This window comes from Zoogloea sp. LCSB751, assembly GCF_002028455.1.
Taxonomy (GTDB): domain Bacteria; phylum Pseudomonadota; class Gammaproteobacteria; order Burkholderiales; family Rhodocyclaceae; genus Zoogloea.
On record NZ_MWUM01000028.1, the window covers coordinates 18,120 to 38,841 of the forward strand.

General features: G+C 68.0%; 19 protein-coding genes. 6 read left to right on the forward strand and 13 right to left on the reverse strand.

What is annotated here, in order from left to right; genetic code table 11:
• Positions 1 to 15: 15 nt before the first annotated feature.
• Positions 16 to 3,588: a pyruvate:ferredoxin (flavodoxin) oxidoreductase gene (gene nifJ, locus B4920_RS21920; protein WP_079436811.1), complete on the reverse strand. Its 3,573-nt coding sequence runs from the start codon at positions 3,586 to 3,588 to the stop codon at positions 16 to 18.
• 471 nt (positions 3,589 to 4,059) lie between these two features.
• On the opposite strand from nifJ, the gene B4920_RS21925 reads away from it, so the two are divergent.
• Positions 4,060 to 4,959 (forward strand): DMT family transporter, encoded by a 900-nt coding sequence (locus B4920_RS21925; protein ID WP_079436812.1) that lies wholly within the window; start codon positions 4,060 to 4,062, stop codon positions 4,957 to 4,959.
• 5 nt (positions 4,960 to 4,964) lie between these two features.
• Here the strand turns inward: B4920_RS21925 and B4920_RS21930 are convergent, their stop codons facing one another.
• The 8 genes from B4920_RS21930 to B4920_RS21965 all read right to left on the reverse strand — a co-directional run bounded on the left by B4920_RS21930 (position 4,965) and on the right by B4920_RS21965 (position 11,099).
• The gene (locus tag B4920_RS21930) at positions 4,965 to 5,468 is read right to left on the reverse strand and encodes a GNAT family N-acetyltransferase (RefSeq protein WP_079436813.1); all 504 of its coding nucleotides are present in this window, start codon (positions 5,466 to 5,468) and stop codon (positions 4,965 to 4,967) included.
• 66 nt (positions 5,469 to 5,534) lie between these two features.
• Positions 5,535 to 6,512: a TerC family protein gene (locus tag B4920_RS21935; RefSeq protein WP_079436814.1), complete on the reverse strand. Its 978-nt coding sequence runs from the start codon at positions 6,510 to 6,512 to the stop codon at positions 5,535 to 5,537.
• Between the two features lie 315 nt (positions 6,513 to 6,827).
• Positions 6,828 to 7,352 carry a hypothetical protein gene (locus B4920_RS21940; RefSeq protein ID WP_079436815.1) on the reverse strand — a complete coding sequence of 175 codons (525 nt, stop codon included), beginning with the start codon at positions 7,350 to 7,352 and terminating at the stop codon, positions 6,828 to 6,830.
• Positions 7,353 to 7,423: 71 nt separating this feature from the next.
• Positions 7,424 to 7,801 carry a hypothetical protein gene (locus B4920_RS21945; RefSeq protein ID WP_079436816.1) on the reverse strand — a complete coding sequence of 126 codons (378 nt, stop codon included), beginning with the start codon at positions 7,799 to 7,801 and terminating at the stop codon, positions 7,424 to 7,426.
• A gap of 9 nt (positions 7,802 to 7,810) precedes the next feature.
• On the reverse strand, positions 7,811 to 8,584 hold the full coding sequence (locus B4920_RS21950; RefSeq protein WP_079436817.1) for a molybdopterin-binding protein: 774 nt from the start codon (positions 8,582 to 8,584) through the stop codon (positions 7,811 to 7,813).
• Complete coding sequence (locus B4920_RS21955; protein WP_079436818.1) at positions 8,585 to 9,328, reverse strand: EI24 domain-containing protein; 744 nt, start codon at positions 9,326 to 9,328, stop codon at positions 8,585 to 8,587.
• A 173-nt stretch (positions 9,329 to 9,501) separates the two neighbouring features.
• Complete coding sequence (locus B4920_RS21960; protein WP_088179528.1) at positions 9,502 to 10,212, reverse strand: N-acetylmuramoyl-L-alanine amidase; 711 nt, start codon at positions 10,210 to 10,212, stop codon at positions 9,502 to 9,504.
• Positions 10,209 to 11,099: a TraB/GumN family protein gene (locus tag B4920_RS21965; RefSeq protein ID WP_161493369.1), complete on the reverse strand. Its 891-nt coding sequence runs from the start codon at positions 11,097 to 11,099 to the stop codon at positions 10,209 to 10,211. The genes B4920_RS21960 and B4920_RS21965 overlap by 4 nt, the downstream gene beginning before the upstream one ends.
• A gap of 59 nt (positions 11,100 to 11,158) precedes the next feature.
• Between B4920_RS21965 and miaA the strand changes: the two genes are divergently transcribed.
• The 3 genes from miaA to B4920_RS21980 are packed head-to-tail and all read left to right on the forward strand — an operon-like array spanning position 11,159 to position 13,128.
• Positions 11,159 to 12,112 carry a tRNA (adenosine(37)-N6)-dimethylallyltransferase MiaA gene (gene miaA / locus B4920_RS21970; RefSeq protein ID WP_079436820.1) on the forward strand — a complete coding sequence of 318 codons (954 nt, stop codon included), beginning with the start codon at positions 11,159 to 11,161 and terminating at the stop codon, positions 12,110 to 12,112.
• A 53-nt stretch (positions 12,113 to 12,165) separates the two neighbouring features.
• The gene (locus tag B4920_RS21975) at positions 12,166 to 12,555 is read left to right on the forward strand and encodes a hypothetical protein (RefSeq protein WP_079436821.1); all 390 of its coding nucleotides are present in this window, start codon (positions 12,166 to 12,168) and stop codon (positions 12,553 to 12,555) included.
• A 33-nt stretch (positions 12,556 to 12,588) separates the two neighbouring features.
• The gene (locus B4920_RS21980) at positions 12,589 to 13,128 is read left to right on the forward strand and encodes a cupin domain-containing protein (protein WP_216819986.1); all 540 of its coding nucleotides are present in this window, start codon (positions 12,589 to 12,591) and stop codon (positions 13,126 to 13,128) included.
• Between the two features lie 114 nt (positions 13,129 to 13,242).
• Here B4920_RS21980 and B4920_RS21985 read toward each other — a convergent pair whose 3' ends face one another.
• On the reverse strand, positions 13,243 to 14,037 hold the full coding sequence (locus tag B4920_RS21985; RefSeq protein ID WP_079436822.1) for an EF-hand domain-containing protein: 795 nt from the start codon (positions 14,035 to 14,037) through the stop codon (positions 13,243 to 13,245).
• 376 nt (positions 14,038 to 14,413) lie between these two features.
• Positions 14,414 to 15,916 carry an FMN-binding glutamate synthase family protein gene (locus tag B4920_RS21990; RefSeq protein WP_079436823.1) on the reverse strand — a complete coding sequence of 501 codons (1,503 nt, stop codon included), beginning with the start codon at positions 15,914 to 15,916 and terminating at the stop codon, positions 14,414 to 14,416.
• Between the two features lie 55 nt (positions 15,917 to 15,971).
• On the opposite strand from B4920_RS21990, the gene nadC reads away from it, so the two are divergent.
• Entirely contained in the window at positions 15,972 to 16,820 is an 849-nt protein-coding gene (nadC, locus tag B4920_RS21995) for a carboxylating nicotinate-nucleotide diphosphorylase (protein WP_079436824.1), read from the forward strand.
• Positions 16,821 to 16,886: 66 nt separating this feature from the next.
• Positions 16,887 to 17,783, forward strand: coding sequence for a hypothetical protein (locus B4920_RS29580; protein WP_079436825.1), 897 nt, complete (start codon positions 16,887 to 16,889; stop codon positions 17,781 to 17,783).
• A gap of 67 nt (positions 17,784 to 17,850) precedes the next feature.
• Here the strand turns inward: B4920_RS29580 and B4920_RS22005 are convergent, their stop codons facing one another.
• Both B4920_RS22005 and B4920_RS22010 read right to left on the reverse strand, forming a co-directional pair.
• Positions 17,851 to 19,572, reverse strand: a complete 1,722-nt coding sequence (locus B4920_RS22005; protein WP_088179529.1) for a diguanylate cyclase — start codon at positions 19,570 to 19,572, stop codon at positions 17,851 to 17,853.
• 2 nt (positions 19,573 to 19,574) lie between these two features.
• Positions 19,575 to 20,654, reverse strand: coding sequence for an extracellular solute-binding protein (locus B4920_RS22010; protein ID WP_079436827.1), 1,080 nt, complete (start codon positions 20,652 to 20,654; stop codon positions 19,575 to 19,577).
• Positions 20,655 to 20,722: the final 68 nt, after the last annotated feature.

Genomic DNA, 20,722 nt, shown 5'->3' on the forward strand with positions numbered 1-20,722 from the left:
CGCAAGTCTCCGTCGTCAGGCGCCCGTCTTGGGGGCCTCGGCGTGGCCCTGGGCCAGTTCCTGGTAGGCCTTGAAGCGCCGGTCGGCTTCCTTCTGGGCCTCGGCGAGCAGGCGCTCGGCCGCTTCCGGATGGCTGCGGGCGAGCATCGCGAAGCGGGTTTCGCTGTCCATGAAGGCCTTGATCGGCTGGCTCGGCGGCGCCGAGTCGAGCTTGAAGGGATTGGCGCCGGCCTCTTCCAGCCGCGGGTCGTAGCGGAACAGCGGCCAGTGGCCCGACTTTACCGCCATGTCCTGCTGGCGCTGGTTGTAGAGCAGGTCCACGCCATGGGCAATGCACGGGCTGTAAGCGACGATCAGCGACGGACCGGCATAGGACTCGGCCTCGTGGAAGGCCCGCAGGGTATGCACGTCCTTCGCGCCATAGGCCACCGTTGCTACATACACGTGACCGTAGTCGGAAGCCAGCCGGGCCAGATCCTTCTTGGCAGTCGGCTTGCCGCCCGCCGAGAACTTGGCCACCGCGCCGATCGGCGTGGCCTTGGAGGTCTGCCCGCCGGTGTTGGAATAGACCTCGGTGTCGAGGACCAGCACATTCACGTCGTAGCTCAGCGCCAGCACGTGGTCGAGGCCGCCGTAGCCGATGTCGTAGGCCCAGCCGTCGCCGCCGATGATCCACACCGATCGGCGAATCAGCCATTCGGCGAGGGAATCCAGCTCCTTCGCGCGGGGATGGGCGCAGCCCGCCAGCACGCGGCGCAGCTGGGCAACCCGCTCCCGCTGGGCGCGCAGGCCGACCTCCTGGCGCTGGTCGGCAGACACCAGCCCTTCCGCCAGATCGCCGCCGATGACCGTGGCAATCTCCTTCACCAGGCTCTGCGCGTAGCCCATCAGTTGGTCCGACGCCAGGCGCATGCCAAGGCCGAACTCGGCGTTGTCCTCGAACAGGGAATTGGACCAGGCCGGTCCGCGTCCGGCGCCATTCACGGTGTAAGGCGTGGTCGGCAGGTTGGCGCCGTAGATCGACGAGCAGCCGGTGGCGTTGGCCACCAACATCCGGTCGCCGAACAGCTGGGTAGCGAGGCGGATGTACGGTGTCTCGCCGCAACCCGCACACGCCCCGGAGAACTCGAACAGCGGATCGAGCAGCATCGCGCCGGGGATGGTCGCCTGCTTGAGCTGGCTGCGGTCGAATTCCGGCAACTTCAGGAAGAAGTCGAAGTTGGCCCGCTCCTGTTCGCGCAGCGGCGCCTGGGGCGCCATGTTCACCGCCAGCCGGCTGACGTTCGACTTGTCGTGGATCGGGCAAGCCTCGACGCAGTCGCCGCAGCCGGTGCAGTCCTCCGGCGCCACCTGGTAGCTGATGTGGGTACCGGCGGGGAAATCCTTGCTCTTGGCTGGCACATGCTTGAACGTCGACGGCGCATCGGCGGCGGCTTCAACCGGAAAGGCACGCGCGCGGATCGCGGCGTGGGGACAGACGAACACGCACTTGCCGCACTGGGTGCACAGATCCGGCTCCCACACCGGAATTTCCAGCGCAATGTTGCGCTTCTCGAAGCGCGCGGTGCCACTCGGGAAAGTGCCGTCCGCCGGCATCGCCGACACCGGCAGGCGATTGCCCTCGCCGCGGTAGATCGGCAGCGTGATGTCGCGCACGAAGTCGGGCAGCGCGTCGGCAAGCGTCGGCTGGCTTGCGTCGCCATCGCCCGTCAGGCCGGCAAAGGGCACCTCGTGCAGGTTGGCGAGGGTCACGTCGATGGCCTTGTGGTTGAGGTCGGCCAGGCGCCGGCTCTTGCGGCCGTAAGTCTTGTCCACCGCCTTCTTGATCGCTGCGATGGCCTGCTCCCGCGGCAGGATGCCGGAGATGGCGAAGAAGCAGGTCTGCATGATGGTATTGATGCGCCGCCCCATGCCGGCTTCCTGCGCCACCCGATAGGCATCGATGGCCCACAGGCGCAGGCCGCGGGCGAGGATGCCGGCGCGCATCGCCGCCGGCAGGCTGGCCCACACCGCGTCCGCCGGCTGCGGCGTGTTGAGCAGGAAAACGCCACCCGGCGCCGCGTGGGCGAGCAGGTCGTAGCGCTCCACGAAGACCGTCTGGTGGCAGGCCACGAAACCCGCCATGCCCGCCTCCACCAGATAGCTGGAGCGGATCGCCGCCGGCCCGAAGCGCAGGTGGGACACCGTCACCGCGCCGGACTTCTTGGAGTCGTAGACGAAATAGCCCTGGGCCTGCAGCTCGGTGGCCTCGCCGACGATCTTGATCGAGTTCTTGTTGGCCGACACCGTGCCATCCGCCCCCAGCCCCCAGAACACCGCGTGCTGCAGGCGGCGGGACGCGTCGGTACGGAAATCCTCATCCCACTGCAGCGACAGGTTCGTGACGTCGTCCACGATGCCGACGGTGAAGCGGCGCTTCGGCGCTGCTGCGGCGAGTTCGTCGAACACCGCCTTGACCATGCCCGGCGTGAATTCCTTGCTGGCCAACCCGTAGCGGCCGCCGATCACCCGCGGCATCGGTCGCAGGCCTTCGGCAGCAGCTTCCGCGCAAGCGGTCATCACGTCCTTGAACAGGGGTTCCCCGTCGGCACCGGGTTCCTTGCAGCGGTCCAGCACCGCGATGGCCTTGACGCTGGCCGGCAAGGCTTCCAGCAGCGCCGCCGCCGGGAAGGGCCGGTACAGGCGCAGCTTGAGCAAGCCGACCTTCTCGCCGCGAGCCAGCAGGTGTTCGACGGTCTCTTCGGCGGTGTCCGCCGCCGAGCCCATTACCACCACCACCCTTTCCGCATCGGGCGCGCCGACGTAGTCGCACAGGCTGTAGCGCCGGCCGGTCAACCCGGCAAAACGGTCCATCGCGGCCTGCACAAGGCCGGGGAAGGCGTCGTAGTACGGATTAGCCCGCTCGCGGGACTGGAAGAACACGTCCGGGTTCTGCGCCGTGCCACGGATCACCGGATGCTCCGGCGACAGCGCACGGGCCCGGTGAGCCGCCACCAGCCCGTCGTCGATCATCGCCCGAACCGTGTCCAGCTCGACGGCAACGATCTTAGCGACCTCATGGGAAGTCCGGAAACCATCGAAAAAGTGAATCACCGGGATGCGCCCGGCGAGGGTCGCCGCCTGGGCGATCAGCGCCATGTCCTGGGCTTCCTGCACCGAGTTGCTGGCCAGCAGCGCACAGCCGGTGGCGCGGCAGGCCATCACGTCGGAGTGGTCGCCGAAGATCGACAGCGCATGGGTCGCCACCGCCCGCGCCGCCACGTGCAGCACGAAGGGCGTCAGCTCTCCGGCCATCTTGTAGAGGTTGGGGATGAACAGCAGCAGGCCCTGGCTGGCCGTGAAGCTGGTGCCCAGCGCGCCGGAGGTGAGGGCACCATGCAAGGCACCGGCCGCGCCGCCTTCCGACTGCATCTCGATGATCTTCGGGACTACGCCCCACAGGTTGGGCTTGCCCTGGGCCGCCCATTCGTCGGCCCATTCGCCCATGCTGGAGGACGGGGTGATCGGGTAGATGGCGATCACCTCGCTGCCGAGATAGGCCATCCGTGCGGCGGCTTCGTTGCCGTCGAGGTTGAGACAGGTACTCATGACGACTCCCTGCAGGGACGAGGTGCCCTCCGGCCGCCCACGACGGGCAGTCGGACGACACGACGCAACAATGGGAAGATCTTAAGACCGCAGCGGGCTCCAGGCCTTTGACGTGGCGCAAAGGAGGGCTCGACGAGGCCGGCGCGGCAGCGACGGCCCTGCCCCGCTCCGCCATCGGCCCCTTCGGCAGACGCATCCACGAGCGCCCGAGCAGGCATGCCGTGCGGATTTCCGCTTGACGCGCCCTGCAGGTGCCCACCATCATGGGCCCATGAACTTCCCGAAGATGTCCCCGGCCACCTCCATCCGCCGCTGCGCCCTGCGCGCATGGCGCGTTGCCGCTTGTCCGGGGCCGGGATCGGGGTAGTTCGCAGCAGCACTACCGACATCACCAAGGGCCGCGGATCTTCAGACCGCGGCCTTTTTCTTTGTCCTTCGGGACGCGTTCCACACTGCCACGAAAGGTGCGTCATGCCGGTTTCCCTCGCTTACCTCGCCATCATCCTGATCTGGTCCACCACCCCGCTCGCCATCCGCTGGAGCACCGAAGGCGCCGGTTTCGCCTTCTCCGCGCTGGCCCGCATGCTGATCGGGGCGCTGGTGGCCGCAGCGATCCTGCGCGTCGGGCGAATCGGACTACCGCTGCACGCCCGGGCACGCCGAGCCTATATGGTCGGCGGGATCGGCCTGTTCGGCATCATGGCGCTGACCTACTGGGGCGCTCGTTATGTGAACTCCGGGCTGATCTCTGTGCTGTTCGGGCTGTCGCCCTTGATGGCCGGCCTGCTGGCCGCCTGTTGGCTCGGGGAGCAGTCCCTGACGCCGGCGAGACTGGGCGGCACCCTGCTCGGCGCCGGCGGGCTGGCGTTGATATTCATGCCCGACGGCGCAGCCAGCGGCGCCAATGCCACGGCTGGCATGGCGGCGCTGCTGGTCGCAGTCTTCATCTCGTCGGCAAGCCTGGTCGCGCTGAAGCGGATCAGCGACGACAGTCCACCACTGGCCACCACCTTTGGCTCCCTCGTGGTGTCCCTGCCATTGTTCGGGCTTTTATGGCTGGCCGACGGCGCTGCGCTGCCCACCACGTTGCCCTCGCGCACGGCGGCGGCCATCGGCTACCTGGGCATCTTCGGCTCGGTGATCGGTTTCGCGCTGTACTACTACGTGATCAAGCACCTGGAAGCCACGAGGGTCGCACTGATCACGCTGATCACACCGGTAATGGCGCTGCTGCTCGGGCATCTGCTCAACCGCGAGGAGATCGGCCCGCAGGTGATGGCCGGCACAGGCCTGATCCTGCTGGGCCTCGTCGTCCATGAGAGCGGCAGCTGGCGCCCCGCCCTCGGGCGGCTGCGCAGCGCGCGCAGCTGAGCAGATCAGACCGCGTCGAAGGCCGCGTGGTACTGGACGGTGCCCGCCAGCCCGTCCAGGTGGCCGGGCTGCAGCTCGACGACCAGATAGGCCTCGTCCGGCACTTCATACGCAGAGCGGATGCCGTGGCGAGACGCCGGCACGAAGCCGAAGCGCGGGTAATAGGCCGGATGGCCCAGCACCACGACGGCGCCGGCCCCTGCCTCACGGGCCTGGCGCAGCCCCTCGACGACCAGCGCCGAACCGACGCCGCTGCGCTGGTATTCCGGGCGCACGGCCATCGGCGCCAGCGCCATCAGGCGCGCCCGCGGATGGCCGGGCAGATGGACCGGCGTGAGCAGGATGTGGCCGGCAACGATGCCCTTGTCGTCAGCCACCAGCGACACGTAGGGGAAGGTATGCCCGCGCAGGGCATCCACCAGGTCCGCTTCGGCCGGGCTTTCAAAGGCGGCGAGGTTCACCTCGCGGACGGCGGCCACGTCGGCCGGGGTTTCGTTGCGGATCCGCACGCGGCAGGTTCTCCAGGCAGTCGGGAAAGCCCGGCAGGATGCCCGTCCTGCCGGGTGACGTCCACCTCAGCGTTCAGCCTCGACCGCCTCCAGGCGCTCCTTGCGCAGGGACAACCACACAGAGGAGCCGATCAGCGCAGCCACTACGCCGAGAGACATACCCACCGGCACATGCACCACGTCCACCAGCATCATTTTGCCGCCGATGAAGACCAGCACCGCCGCCAGGCCGAACTTGAGCAGCGAGAAGCGCTGAGCGAAGTCGGCGAGCAGGAAGTACATCGCACGCAGGCCGAGGATCGCGAAGATGTTGGAGGTCAACACGATGAAGGGGTCGGTGGTGATCGCGAAGATCGCCGGGATCGAATCCACCGCGAAGATCACGTCGGAGGCCTCCACCAGCACCAGAGCCAGGAACAGCGGCGTCGCATAGCGGACCAGGCGGCCACCCTCCTCCCGCTGCACGAAGAAGCGCTGGCCGTGGAACTCGGTGCTGATCTTCATGTGGCCGCGCAGCCAGCGCACCAACGGGTTCCGGTTGAGGTCGGTCTCGTGCTCGGCACTGACGAACATCTTCACGCCGGTCAGCAGCAGGAAGGCCCCGAACACGTAGAGCAGCCAGCTGAACTGGGTGATCAGCCAGGCGCCAGCGAAGATCATCAGCGTGCGCAGCACGATCGCGCCGACCACGCCGAACAGCAGCACCCGCTTCTGCAGCGCCGACGGCACCGCGAAGAAGGAGAACAGCATCAGCCACACGAACACGTTGTCGACGGCCAGCGCCTTCTCGATCAGGTAGCCGGTGACGAACTCCAGCGCCCTTGCGTTGGCCACCTCGCGCCCGGCCGTGCCATCCAGATACCACCACAGGGCGCCGGCAAACAGCAGCGCAACGCTGACCCACACCACCGACCACAGGCCGGCCTCCTTCAGGGACACCTTGTGTTCCTTGCCACCGCCGACCACCAGCAGGTCGATGGCCAGCATCACCAGCACGACGCTCGCGAAGCCCGCCCACATCCACCAGGTACCAATGCTTTCCATGTGAAATCTCCCAAAACGGAACCAAACAAAAAGGCCTTTCGTCCGGCGATGACGAAAGGCCAATGAGCTTGGTCCGGCGGGGGAGCCGAATTGCCGAAAGACGCTTTGCCATCGCGGCAAAGGTCTTGCTCACAGTCGCCCTTGATTCTCGAACGACTGCCCGGTAGCCGGGAGACGAGCCGCGACGCCGTGCATGGCACGGCGGGTTCGCGCGGCATTCTCCGTATTGACGGCCCACCGACGTGGAGCTACTCCCCTTTGGGACACTCGAAATATAGAGGCCACCCCGGCAGAACGCAAGGGCGGAAGTGGAACTCAGCCCTCATCGGGCAGCATCCCGAGGAACTGGGCCTCGATGGTGTCGATATGGGCGACGCCCACTTCGGCGGCAATCTCGCGGCACAGCTCGAAGGCGTCGAGCAGGTCGGCCCGGGTCGTGCAGTTGCGCAGACGTTCGCGCACCGGCAGGTCGGCCTGGCGCAGGCTCTGCTCCATCGCATTGAGCAGGTAGAGGCGGGCCAGCGCCAGGGAACGGCGGCGCCCGGACTGCGGCTCCGGCCGTGCAAGTGGGCCCTGCAGGCGCGCCGCCGGCGGCACCGAAGCCCTGCTGGCCGGCGGCAAGCCCCCATCGGCAGGCGCCACCAGGCCCAGCTCGCGCAGTTCCGCCAGCGCCTCGCGGATGTTGCCCAGCGCCGACGCCGAGGCGCAGAGTTGGGCGACGCTGTTACGGCCGTCCACCAGGATCAGCACGGTCCGCAGACGGTTCGGCACCCGACGGCTGCGGTTGGCGATCTCCGCCAGCCCCTCGGCCGTCTTCTCCAGAATCCATTCGTCATTCATCTCGCATCTCCTGCCAGCAACCACATCGGCACGGAGCATACGGTATGAAAGCTTCAGCCACGTGACATACGTCACAGTGCTCCGGGGCGTCGCCGGCCCCTGTGGCGGAAACTCGCCGGAGCGTGGGCAAAGATGACCGAGAAGACCAGGATGGTCCAGAACAGGGCCGGGCGCCTGGCCTCGTCGAAAAAGAACCAGCCGAGCAGCGCGAACTTGACGAGCAGGGACAGCCCGGCCGGCTCTGCCAGCCAGCGGGGGTTGGACCACGCGTCGAGGGCCGCCATGCCCAGGCCGGACAGCACCAGCAGCATGGAGAAATGCGAATCCGCGGTCGTGCCGCCCACCAGGCCGGCCCCCACACCGACCACGCCGGCCAGATGCGCGGCGCGCAGCGCCACGCCCAGCCAGCGCCGGCCCGGGAAATCCCGGTAACGGGACGAGGCGCTCATACGCTCACCTCAGCCCGCCGTAGGGGGCTCCCAGGTGTAGCCGCGCCGCCCCAGCTCGGCGGTGATCAGTGCCATCGCCGCGTCGACCCGGGACGCCGGCCCCTTCATGCCCAGCTCGATGTGACGTCGCCCGCCCTCGCCCCCCACGCTGGGCAGGCTGAACAGGGTCGCGTCGGGAAACTCGAGGGTGATGCGCTCCATCAGGTCGATCAGCTTGCCTTCCATCGCGTCCCACACGATCACCGAGCGTTCCACGTAGTCGGCCTGGTGGTGCAGGTGCTTGAAGTGCGTATCGAGCACCCATTCGACCATCGGCCAGGCCATGATCGGAAAGCCCGGCACGAAGAAGTGATTGCGGATCGAGAAGCCGGGAATCCGGTTGTAGGGATTCGGCACGATGTCGCTGCCTTGCGGATAGACGCCCATCTGCAGGCGCTGCGGCGTGGTCTCGTCGCCGAAGCGGGCACGGATCTCGGCCTCGGCCTCCGGATGCAGGACCAGCGGCAGCCCGAGGGCTTCGGCGGCCGCCTGGCGGGTGTGGTCGTCCGGCGTGGCGCCGATGCCGCCGAAGCTGAACACGATGTCGCCGCTGGCGAAACTCTCCTTCAGAGTCTGGACCAGGCGCGGGCGCTCGTCGCCGACGTAGCGCACCGACGCGAGGCGCAGGCCGCGGGCCTTGAGGAGTTCCAGCACCTTGGCCAGGTGCTTGTCCTCCCGGCGGCCAGACAGGAGTTCATCGCCGATGATGATGGCGCCGAAGGCCGGCTGAGCTACTTGAGTCATTCACTGCACCTCGATGATGTTCTCGTTCTGCCGCGCCACACGCAGCGCCGACAGCAGATAATGGACGAAGGCCAGCCCCGCCAGGGCCGGCGCAAACAGGTTGAGGACCGGGACGTGGGCCATCACCGCTCCCACCAGTCCGACGCCGAACAGGCCGCTGGCCTCCCGGCGAGGCAGATCCTTCATCTCGAATTTGTCGGCGTGAGCCATCAGCGCATCGTAGCGGAAGGCCCGCTGGTTGAGCCACGCGGTGAGCAGCAGGGAGATCACCAGCCCGACGCCAGGAATCAGCCACAGGGGCAGGCTGAGGACCAGCAGCACGAGGAACTGCAGCACCGAGGTCAGCGCGTTCCACACGCTGCCGACCTGGCTGCCGCCGGCACGCCGGGCCAGATCGGCGTAATCGCTGGCTGCCACTCGCTCGGTCATCAGCGGCAGCGCCACCGCCGCCACCAGCAGCGCAGCGGTCACGTAGATGATCAGCAGTGCCAGCAGCACCAGGCCCAGCTTGAACATGAACAAGGCCACCAGCAACGCCGTCTCCGAGCCGGCCAGCCAGGAGCCGACCAGCGGCAGGCCGGTGATCAGCTCGGAGCCGACGGCCACGATGCTGCCCCAGCTGAGGATCAGCGTCGTGGTCCACAGAATGGCCGCAACCAGGGTCGGCCACATTAGATGCCACAGCACGCCCGGCCGGCCAAGGCTACGCAGCGCGGAGAAGTAGGACAGCAGAACAGATTTCATGCTTTCAGGTTCATCCCTTCAATCGTGAGGTTTCGCAGCGCGGTAGCGACATGCCTTCATCGCGTTGGAAGCGGCATTTCCCTTGGGCTCTGGAGCAGCACAGACCGGCAAGCCCACAGGTTGCCTTCCGCCGCGACAGCTCTCCAGCATTGTGGCCTATCGGCGCCTGCCGGTCATCGCCCGGTGACGCCGCAGTCCCTCAGGCCCCGCGCGACGGCAGCCGCGGTCAGAGTCCGCCGTTCAGCGCCTGCCAGCTGGCGTTCCTCGTCGCGATTGACGATGACACCGGCCTCAAGCAGCACCGCCGGCACGGTTGCGGCTTTCAACACCACCAACGTGTCGTAGTAATACACGCCGCGCTGCACGTCCGCCCACTCGAGGCCCAGGCCGGGCGCCGACGCCGCATGATGGGTCGCAATGGGCAGGCCGGCTTCGCTCAAGGCCGCGCCGATGGCACGGGCGCAGGCCAGGCTCTCATCGAAATGCGGATTGAGGCGCGACACGTACAAGGAGTAACCGGCGAAACCGTCCGCATGGCGCAGCGCACGGCCGCTCCAGACCCATGGCTCCAGCTGGCTCTCCTGCACCGAGTCGTGGTGGATGGACAGGAAGAAGCCCGCCCCGGCGGCCTCCGCCTGCCGCGGCCGCTCCCGCAGATCCGCCATCTCGCCGCGCCAGCCGATCAGCCGCACCGGCACGCCGTCTGCCACCAGCCTGGCGGCCAGCACCGCGGCGAGAGACTGGTTGTACTCGAATTCGGCGACCCCGTAGGCACTGGTCGCACCGGGACGCTCCAGGTAATGGCCGACATCCACGGCGACAGGTACGGCTTGTGCGGCCCCCACCGACACGGTAAGCAACAAGAGCGCCAGCCGACGCCTCACTCGTCGCTCACCTGACGGACGCGAAACCCCTTCTCGGCCAACATCGCCAGCAACCCCTTCGGACCGCCGAAATGACCCGCGCCCACGGCGATGAAAGGCCGCCGCCCGGTCCGCAGGCGTGCCACGATGGACTCGGCCATTTCCCGGTTACGGCTGTCGAGCAGGTCGGCGAGCATCGGCGTCATGGCTTCGACGCTAGCCTCCTCGCGCAGCATGCGATCCACCGCCACGCTGTCGCCGCGCCGCCAGGCCGTCAGCAGGCGGCGGAAATACGGCTCGGCTTCGTCCCGTTCGATCAGGCCGACGACTTCGGCCAGGCTGGCCACCTGGGCGGCGTCCCCACCCGCCCCCATCGCGGAAACCTGGCGATCGACGGTCTCCAGTGCCCACACGGACTGACCACGGCCCCTCGCGCTGCGGGCCAGCCACAGGTCCACGCCCTGGCTGGTCCCCAGGCCGGCACGCTGGGCGGCCTGCAGCGTCAGCAAGGTGCCAACCATCCAGGGCTGCATGCGCTGCACAGCTTCCTGCGACAAGCCGACACGGGTCAGCGCCCGGGCGAGCCGGACGCGCAGATCGGGCGGCAGCATGTCGTCGAGGCGCCGCCCGGCCGGCAACAGACTGGCCTGCAGCAAACGCGGCGACAGCGCCGGATCCTCCGGATCCAGTTCCAGCCCGAGGCTGTCCGCCTCCGCCAGCGCCGCCCGGACCCGCCCCGGCAGCGGGAAGCAGCCCGCGTCGCAGACGTGGATCGTGCCGTACAGCCAGGCCCGCGGCCGGCCCTGCTCGTCGCTGAGCTCCCACAGATACAACGGCCCCTTGGCCATGGCACTGCCGGCCAGCACCAGCAGGCCCAGCAGCAGCCAGAGCTGCCTCCACCACCTCATCCCCATCCTCACGCCCACATCCCACCCGCTACAATGCGCGTCCATTGAAAAGGCGCATCATGCCCCAAACACAGCCTCTCCCGCCCGCCATCCTGCTGCTGGGTCCCACCGCCAGCGGCAAGACCGCCTGCGCGCTGTCCCTTGCCCAGCGCCTTCCGGTGGAAATCATCAGCGTCGATTCGGCGCTGGTGTACCGCGACATGGACATCGGCACCGCCAAGCCCAGCCGGGAAGAGCAGGCCGTCTGCCCGCACCACCTGATCGACATCGTCAGCCCGGAAGAAGCCTATTCCGCCGCCCGCTTCTGCGAGGACGCACGCCGCCTGATGGCCGAGATCACCGCTCGCGGCCGCATCCCGCTGCTGGTTGGCGGCACCATGCTGTACTACAAGGCGCTGCGCGAAGGCCTGTCGGACCTGCCCGAGGCCAACGCCGGACTGCGCCGGGAGATCGAGGACGCCGCCACCCGCGACGGCTGGCCGGCGCTGCACGCCGAGCTGGCCCAGCTGGACCCGGACGCCGCCGCCCGCCTCGAGCCCAACGACGCCCAGCGCATCCAGCGTGCGCTGGAAATCGTCCGCCTCACCGGCCAGCCGCTGGCTGCCAGCTACGCCCGCCGGGAACAGCTCGCCGACAGCCACCGCTACATCCCGCTCGCGCTGACGCCCGGCGACCGGGCCGTGCTGCACGCCCGCATCGCCCGCCGCTTCGACGCGATGCTGCTGGCCGGCTTCGTCGATGAAGTCGTCGCGCTGCGCAAGCACTACCAGCTCGACCCGAATCTGCCGTCGATGCGCTGCGTCGGCTACCGCCAGGCGCTGGAATATCTCGACGGCTACATCGACCTGCCGACGATGCGCGACAAGGGCATCTTCGCCACCCGCCAGCTCGCCAAACGGCAGATCACCTGGCAGCGCAACTTCCGCGACAACTGGGGCGACCTGGTGGAGCTCGACTGCCTCGCCGCCGACCTGGAAAAGCAGGTGTGTACGCTCGTCGACCAGGCCTTGTGAGCGCCACCCGAATGCACGGATACTAGGGCCATCGACGCCGTGGGAGCTCCGCCATGCCCTTTCTGCATATCCGTTCCCAGGCCTTCCCGGAAGCGCGGGACACCGGGCCGCTGCTCGACGCGATCCGCCTCGAACTGGCCCAGGCCGCGGCGCTGCCGCCGGACCAGATCTCGGTGAGCTGGACCTTCCTGGCCGAACAGCACCCGGCCGTCGCCGGGCTGGCCATGGCCCTGCAGTCCCGCGACGCCAGGCCGGTACTGGCCGAACTGCGGGTGACCGAGGACGGCCTTGACGCCATCCGCTCGGAAGATCTGCTGAAGGCGGCCGTCGCGGGCATCGCGCGCCATGCGGGCATCCCCGAGGAGCAGGTCTTCGTCGCCTACCGCCCCGCCAGTGCGGACAGCGACACCGATTTCGATACCCGATCGATAGTCCGCTGGTAAGCTGCGGCGTCCTTTCGAGTGGATTCCCCGCCGATGCGTAGAACCCTGCTGCCCTCGTACGTAGCCATGGCCCTTGCCGCGGCCATCGCCTGTACCACTGCCCATGCCGAGCGCGGGCCCGACACACCCGATGACACCCCGCCCGTCGCGGCCACCACCGAGGACGCCGCGATGCCGGCAGCCCCCGCGGAACCGCCCGGCCCGACGGCCCAGGCCATCCTCCCGGCGCAGGCCAACTGGGTCGAACCGCCCAACCTGCCCGGGCTGCAGGCCGCCTGGCTGATCGGCACCGAAACGGCCCCCGGCCCCTACGCACTTCGCCTGCGCCTGACCCAGGGCGGACGCATCGGCGTGCATGTGCATCCGGACGACCGCATCACGACGGTACTGTCCGGCACCCTGTACGTGGGTTTCGGCACCATCTTCGACGAAACGCGGGTCCAGCCCATCCCGGCCGGCGCCGTCTACCTGGCCCCCGCCGACCAGCCTCACTACGTATGGGCGCGGGACGGCGACGTGGAATACCAGGAAAGCGGCTTCGCCCCGACTGCGACGAACTTCGACATGCGCTGATCATCCCGCGGGGCGGGCCTCCCGTAGGGGCGAATTCATTCGCCCACAGTCGGCTCGACAGAGTCCGCGGGCGAATGAATTCGCCCCCACAAGGAACCCCTGCAGGGGCCTACCTCAGGCCGACACCGCGATGCTGCCGGTACTGCCCGTGGCGTCCGACGTGGCGCTGGTGGCACCGTAAGTCCGCATCAACTCCATCAGCCGGTGCATCAAGGCCGCATCGCTGCGGTTGGCTGCGGACGTGCTCGATGTCGTCGAAGCGGTGCTATCCGACGTAACCGTGGACGCGCCGGACGTCGAGCTCTGCGACTGCTCGTAGGCCATTGCCTCCTGGCGCGTCACCTTGCCGTCGCCATCGGCATCGGCCTTGTCGAAGTTATTGACGACGTCGGAGATCAGGCTGGAACGCTGGCTGTCCGTTGAGCCGATTTCCTGCAACTGGCTGGTGAGCTGGTCCTTGGTGAAGCCGGTATCGTTCTGGTCGTCACCCCCGCCGTGGCCCTGGGGCGGCGGGGGCGGCATGCCGCCGGCGCCTTGCATGCGGCTGCTGAAGGCCTGGCTGTCGAGGGCCTCGGCGAGCTTCTGCAGGCCGCTCGAGAACTCGCTCTCCGTCACTTGCCCGTTGCTGTCGCTGTCCAGTGTCGAGAAGAGCCGGCGGGCATCCGACGAGGCCTGGCTCGACGTCGTCGAGGCGGCGTCCGTCGATGTGATGGACGAACTCGCCGAAGACGAGCTGGTGGACGAATAGACCTGGCTGAAGGCCGATTCCAGGTCGCTTTCCTGGATGTAGCCCTGTCCCTTGGTATCGAGTTTGGAGAACAGCTTGCTCGCCAACTGGGCCGGGTCGGGACGCGCTCGCGTCGTATACGCCGAAGCGGCACTGTAGTTACTACCTACGCTGCTGACCATGGTGCATTCCTTTCCGTAAGTGACCGGGAAGAGCCATGATTGAGACTCTTGCCGGGCCCGCGCCCGCGAGCTGCGGACCAGGCCCTGGTCTTTAGCAACTTAACGGCCGGAAAGCCCCTGCCTGGGCGGCACAAGGGGTTAAGGCGGGTAAAGTTGGGTTAAGCCCCAAGGCCGGAAAATGCGCTGGCCCGGGCCCTGACGAGCGGACACGATGCGCCCTGGGCAGCAGCGACCGCCCGGCGGAAAAAAATGCCGGTCGAATCCACTGGCCCGGCATCGATGGGCAGCACGTCCCGCCCCCCTTTCCACCCATTCCGGGGAAAGCCGCGCCAAAGCGGCAAAAGTCGACCGCAGAGCCGGCAATTTGCCGGGCGGCTCAATAGTGGCCCCGCCCCTCGCAGCCCCGTTCGGGGTAGGGATAGAGCATGTTGAAGGCCTCGCTGCGGCCGTCGGGCTGCACCAGGCGCACATGCTCGCGGCGGAATTCCCGCGCCTGCCGGAGGCCGCAGGCATGGGCGATCATGTCGATCTCCCGGTTCATGTTGCGGGCGTAGTTGGCGACCCGCAGGTATTTCTCCTCCACCACCAGCCCGCGCTGCAGCTTGGCGTTGTGCGTGGTGATGCCGGTCGGACAGGTGTTCTGGTGGCAGCGCATGGCCTGCACGCAGCCCAGCGAGAACATGAAGCCCCGCGCGGTGTTCACGAAATCCGCCCCACAGGCCAGCGCCCAGGCGGCCCGCGCCGAGGTGACCAGCTTGCCGGAGGCGATCACGCGGATACGCTCGCGCAGGTCGAACTCGATCAGCGTGTCCACCACCCGCGGCAGCGCCTCGTCGATGGACAAGGCCATGTGGTCGGCCAAGGCCTGGGGCGCCGCCCCCGACCCGCCCTCGCCGCCATCCACGGTGATGAAGTCCGGCGCATCCTGCAGCCCGCGCCGCAGGATGGCCTCGCACAGTTCGTGCATGAAGCGCCGCCCGCCGATGGCCGTCTTGATGCCGGTCGGCTTGCCGGTCACGCTGCGCACGCGCACGACCATGTCCAGCAGCTCATTGACGTTGGCGACATCCCGATGGCGGTTGGGGCTGATGGAATCCACGCCCACCGGAATGCCGCGGATCGCCGCGATCTCCGGCGTCACCTTGGCGGCCGGCAGCACGCCGCCCTTGCCCGGCTTGGCGCCCTGGGACAACTTGATCTCGAAGGCCTTCACCGCGTCGTGTGCGGCCAGCTCGCGCAGGCGCGCGTCGGACAGATGCCCATCCGCATCGTGCACCCCATATTTGGCGGTGCCGATCTGCATGATGATGTCCGCCCCGCCCTCCAGGTGCGCCGGCGCCAGCCCGCCCTCGCCAGTGTCGATCCAGCAGCCGGCCTCGGCCGCCCCCCGCGACAGGGCCAGCACCGCCGGCCCGGACAGCGCGCCGTAGCTCATGCCGCTGATGTTGACGACCGACCGTGCGACGAAGGGCCTGGCCGCGTAGCCCTCGCCGATGCTCAGCGGCGCGGTGGGTTCCTGTTCTTCCTCCAGCACCGGAAAGCCCGCATTCACGAAGATCAGCGCCCCCGGATGGCGCATGTCGTAAGTGGAGCCGAAACCGATCACCCCGCCCTCGTTCTTGGCCAGCCGATACACCCAGCCGCGGGTGGCGCGGTTGAAGGGCATCTCCTCCCGGTCGCCGAGAAAGAAGTACTGCCGGAAATATTCGCCCAACTGCTCGAAGAAATAGCGCAGATGGCCGACCAGCGGATAATTGCGCAGGATCGCGTGCTTCTTCTGGGTGATGTCCTGCACATACCAGTAGGTCGTTCCCCCGACGATGGCCAGGGCGATCACCACGCCCAGACTCACCTCCAGAACACCCATCATCGTGCCCATGACTCATTCCCCCCAGGTGTTAGAATTCGAGCCGATACATCTTAGGTGAACCCCGATGGAATTTGCAGAACAGCTTCGCGTTGAAGTCCAACGCTCCGTGGCGGCCTCGCTGGCCGAAGACATCGGCACCGGCGACCTCACCGCCCGCCTCATTCCCTCCAATCGCACCGCCCGCGGCCGCGTGATCACCCGCGAAGACGCCGTGCTGTGTGGCACCGCGTGGTTCGACGCCGCCTTCACGACGCTGGAGCCGGACGCCTCGGTGATCTGGCACGCCCGTGACGGCGAGCGCATCAAACCCGGCCAGCTGCTCTGCGAGGTGGACGCCAGCGCCCGCGCGCTGCTCACCGCCGAGCGCACCGCCCTGAACTTCGTGCAGCTGCTGTCCGGCACGGCGACCCTCACGTCCACCTTCGTGCAGGCCGTGGCCGGCACCCAGGCCAAGATCGTCGACACCCGCAAGACCCTGCCCGGCCTGCGCCTGGCACAGAAGTACGCGGTCAAGGTCGGCGGCGGCACCAACCACCGCATCGGCCTCTACGACGGCATCCTGGTCAAGGAAAACCACATCATCGCCGCCGGCAGCATCAAGGCTGTGATCGAGCAGGCCCGCGCCATCGCCCCGTCCAACGTGTTCATCGAAGTCGAAGTCGAGAACCTGGTCCAGCTCGAGGAAGCCCTCACCGCCGGCGCCAAGATGATTCTCCTCGACAACATGAGCCTCGACGAGATGCGCGACGCGGTCGGCATCAACAAGGGCCGCGCCGAGTTGGAAGCCTCCGGCGGCGTCAACCTGGAGCGCGTACGCGCCATCGCCGAAACCGGCGTGGACCGCATCTCCATTGGCAGCCTGACCAAGGACGTGCGCGCCATAGACCTGTCCCTGCGCCACGTCGAGGAATAAGCCGCAATCCATGCGGGCCCGGCCGGATGCCGGGCCTTTTTCATTTCAGGAATCGTGTCTCCGACCATGAACATCGAATTCGACGGTCCCGTCTCCACCGCCAACGCGAACACCCTGCGCCAGGTCATCGAAGCCCTGCTGGAACGCATCCAGGACCGGGACGAGGAGCTCGACCTGTCCAGCCTGTCGCGCATCCGCGTCGTCGACGACCTGCCGGCCGCCGAGCAGCACTTCGGTGCCGCGCCGGTGGCCGACGAGCACCTGTCGCGCATCGTCGCCGACGAGGGCAAGCTGGCCCTGCTCTTCGATGGCAGCAAGCTGTGGCAGATCCTGTCCGGTGACGGCGCCGAGATCGCCCGGCTGATCCACCACCTGCACAAGGAATGCTGGCGCCTGCACGATGCCCAGGCCACCTTGGAAGCGGTAGCCGAAACCCCGCTGGCCAGAGCGCTGGCGCCCATCGTCAGCGCCATGTGGCAGGAATACCGCATCAACCGGCGCAGCGCCTGGTCGGTGCCGGCCGACGCCGACCTGCTGCTGAACCACCTGGCTGCGCTGCTGCAGGCCCTGCCGGACGGCATGCAGGAGGAAATCACCCTGTACTTCGCCGACCAGGACCTCGACGGCCTGTTCGCCAAGAGCCTCGGCCGCATCGCCCACCTGATGCAGGCCGTCGCCCACGTGCAGGGCTATCTGGACGGCCTCGGCCAGCCGCTCTCCGCCATCAGCGCCGAGATGCACGAGCTGGTATCCAAGTCCTTCCTGTCGCCGATCTGGGCCGCCACAGCCCAGCACCTGGCCGCCGGCCACGCCATCGGCCCCGGCGAGCTGGCCGACATCCCCCTGCGCCGCGACGTGCAGGCCGCCTTCGCCAGCTTCGGCCTGCAGATCCGCGAAACCGACGACGGCAGCGACGTGTGGGTGGACGTGCAAGCCTTGGCGAAGCCCGAAACCCTGCACTGAGCGCCGAGGACCAATCCGCGGGGGCGAGTCCATCCGCCCTTGCGGCACCGCCGCGCCCCGCCTGGGCTCAGAGTGGCTCCGCGAAGCAGGCCCGCTGACGGCCTCCGCTCTTGGCCCGGTACATGGCCTTGTCGGCCATGGCAATGAGCTCCGTGGCACCGGTCGCATCGTAAGGATAGCGGGACACACCGATGCTGCCCCCGGAACGCAGGGTCGCCCCGTTGTGCATGACGGGCTGGGCCAACGCATCCAGGGCCTTCCCGGCCACATGGGCAATGGCTTCGGAGTCGTCGGCGCCGTCGAGCAGGATGATGAATTCGTCCCCCCCCAGGCGCGCTACCGTATCGCTGGCCCGCACCAGCTGCTGCAGACGGACGGCCGCAGCACACAGCATGGCATCCCCCGCGGCGTGCCCGAGGCTGTCGTTGATCGTCTTGAAGTTGTCCAGGTCGATGAAGAGCAGCGCCAGATGCCCGTTGTTGCGCCGCGCATGGGCCAGGGCCTGGTCCAGCCGGTCGAGAAACAGACGCCGGTTCGGCAGGCCGGTCAGGCTGTCGTGGCTGGCCAGGCGATCAAGGGCCCGCTGCTTCTCTTCCAGGCTGTCGAACTGGGCGTGGATCTGCTGCTGCATGTCTTCGATGCTGCGCGCCAGCACGCCGATCTCGTCCTGGCGCCGGCTCGGCAGGCGCTGCCCGGCGGCCCCCGGCGCAAAACCCCGCACCGCCTGCACGATCTGGTTGAGCGGCCGGGTCAGCGCCCGCGCCAGCAGAATCGCCAGGAGAACGGCCAGGGCACTGAAACCCAGCACGATGCGCAGCGTCGCACCACCGAGGCGATCGCTCTGTTCGACCACCTCGGCGAGGGGCTGCGACAGCCCCAGGATGAAATCGTCCTCGCTGTGCAGCGTGGCGAAATGCTGGCGGACGAAGGCTGCCACCACGGCCGCCTGCCCCACCGGGCGGGACGTGGTCACCAATTGAGCGGCCTGCCCGGCCCGATCGGCCAGCAGTGCCTCAGTGGCGGGAAACGGGTCCTGCACACGGGCCCGCTGCCCGCGATCGAAGGCAAAGGCCAGGCGGGGATCGGGATGGATCAGGAAATCGCCGGCTCCGTTGGTCAGGTAGAGCTGCAGGCCGGGAGGCAGGTCGGCCGCCAGTTGGGCGAACAGCCCGTTCAGGTCCACATTGATCACCACCAACCCGAGCACCGGCCCATCCGGTGTTTCCCGGACCGGGGCGGCCACCTGCAGTGACGGCTTGCCTTGCCCTGCGTGGGCGCCGACCTCGTGGTTGATCTCCGCCCGCGAGACGAACACCGTGCCGGACGGCAGGCGCAAAGTCTCGAAGACATAGGGGTAGTGCCCCTTCTCCTGGAGTTCATCGCCTTCGATACGCACCACGCCGCTGTCGTCCCGATCCACCCGGACGCGCTCCAGCCCATGATCGGCCACATCGATGAGGCGCATCTGGAAATACTCGGGGTGGGTTTCCAGCATGCGCTGGAAGAGCAGCGCCACATTGCGCTCGCTGGTGACCTGCAGGATCGGATCGGCACGCCGCAGCAGGCGCGCGGCCTGGGGATGTTCGGCGACCAGGCGCACGTCGCGGGCGGTATTGTCGAGACCGATCGCCAGCTGGCGCACCAGAACCCGCGTCGAGGTGAGCAGACGCGCCTCCGCCGCCGCCAGGAGCATCGCCCGGCTCTCGGCGTAGCCGTAGTAACCGGTCAGACCGGCCGCCAGCACGCCGACGAGGGCCAGCGCGAGGCCCAGACGGACCGCGATGCCCATCCTCATGGCGCCATGACCCGCGTGGCCCGGTCGCCCGAGTGGATGCGCGCCCACAGGCGTTCCCGGCGGGACGTATCCTCGACCGCGGCCAGCCAGGCGATGCGGTCATCCGGCCCGCCGGTACCCGATTCGACCAAGGTATTGGCGAGGCCCTGGCGCTGGACCAGCAGACTACTGGCCGTATCGCCGAGCAAGTGATCTATCCATGCATGGACCAGGTCGGTGTCGCGCGCACCGCGAACGATGGCCCAGCAGTCGAGCCAGGCCAGCGCGCCTTCGCGGGGAAGCACGTACCCCACGTCCGCCCCCGCCGCCCGCAGCATGTGCAGCTGCTGCAGCCCGTAGTTGGCAAACATCAGCGCCACACCGTGGCGCAGGAACAATTGCACCGATTCCTCAGGGCGGGTGTAGAAGCCGAGCACGTTGCGGCGCAGCGCAATCAGCTTGTCCACGGCCCGCCCCCACTGCGCCTCCTGCAGCCGAAACGGCGATGAAAGACCGAGCGCCTGGGCGGCCAGCGAGAAGCTGTGGGCCCCACCGCTGTAGGCCAGCACCCGGCCGCGATGGCGGGGGTCCCACAAGGCCGAGATGGAGGCCGGCGCTTCGGGAAACTGGCGACGGTCATAGATCAGTCCCATCGTCGAATACGTGTAGGGAATGGCATAGGCCGCGGGCCGGCCATTGCGGACGTGCACCAGCCCCGGGATCTCGGCCAGCTTGCGGAAACGCGGCAACTGGCGGCGCGTGCCGGGGATCCGTGCCGGATCCACCGGTTGCACGAGGCCGGCGGCGATATAGCGCTGCAACTCAGCGGTATTGACAGCCATGACGTCGAAATCGCCACCGCCGTTGGCACTCACCTTCTGCCACAGACTTTCGTCGGAATCGATGACGGTCAGTTCGACCCGCGCGCCGCTCTTGCGCTCGAAGCTCCGGACCACGTCCGCATCCGCATAGCCGGGCCAGGCCAACACGCGCAACACCCCGCCCGCGTGGGCACCTCCCGCGAAAACGCCGGACAGGATTCCGGCCACCAGCACGACAAGCGACGCCAGACGAAGGGACGAAGCACGCAGACTCATGCCAGTGATGATACGCGGGGCGCCTTGCGCCTCCTTGGCACTCCGTCACTCCCAGTCCGTGAGAGAAC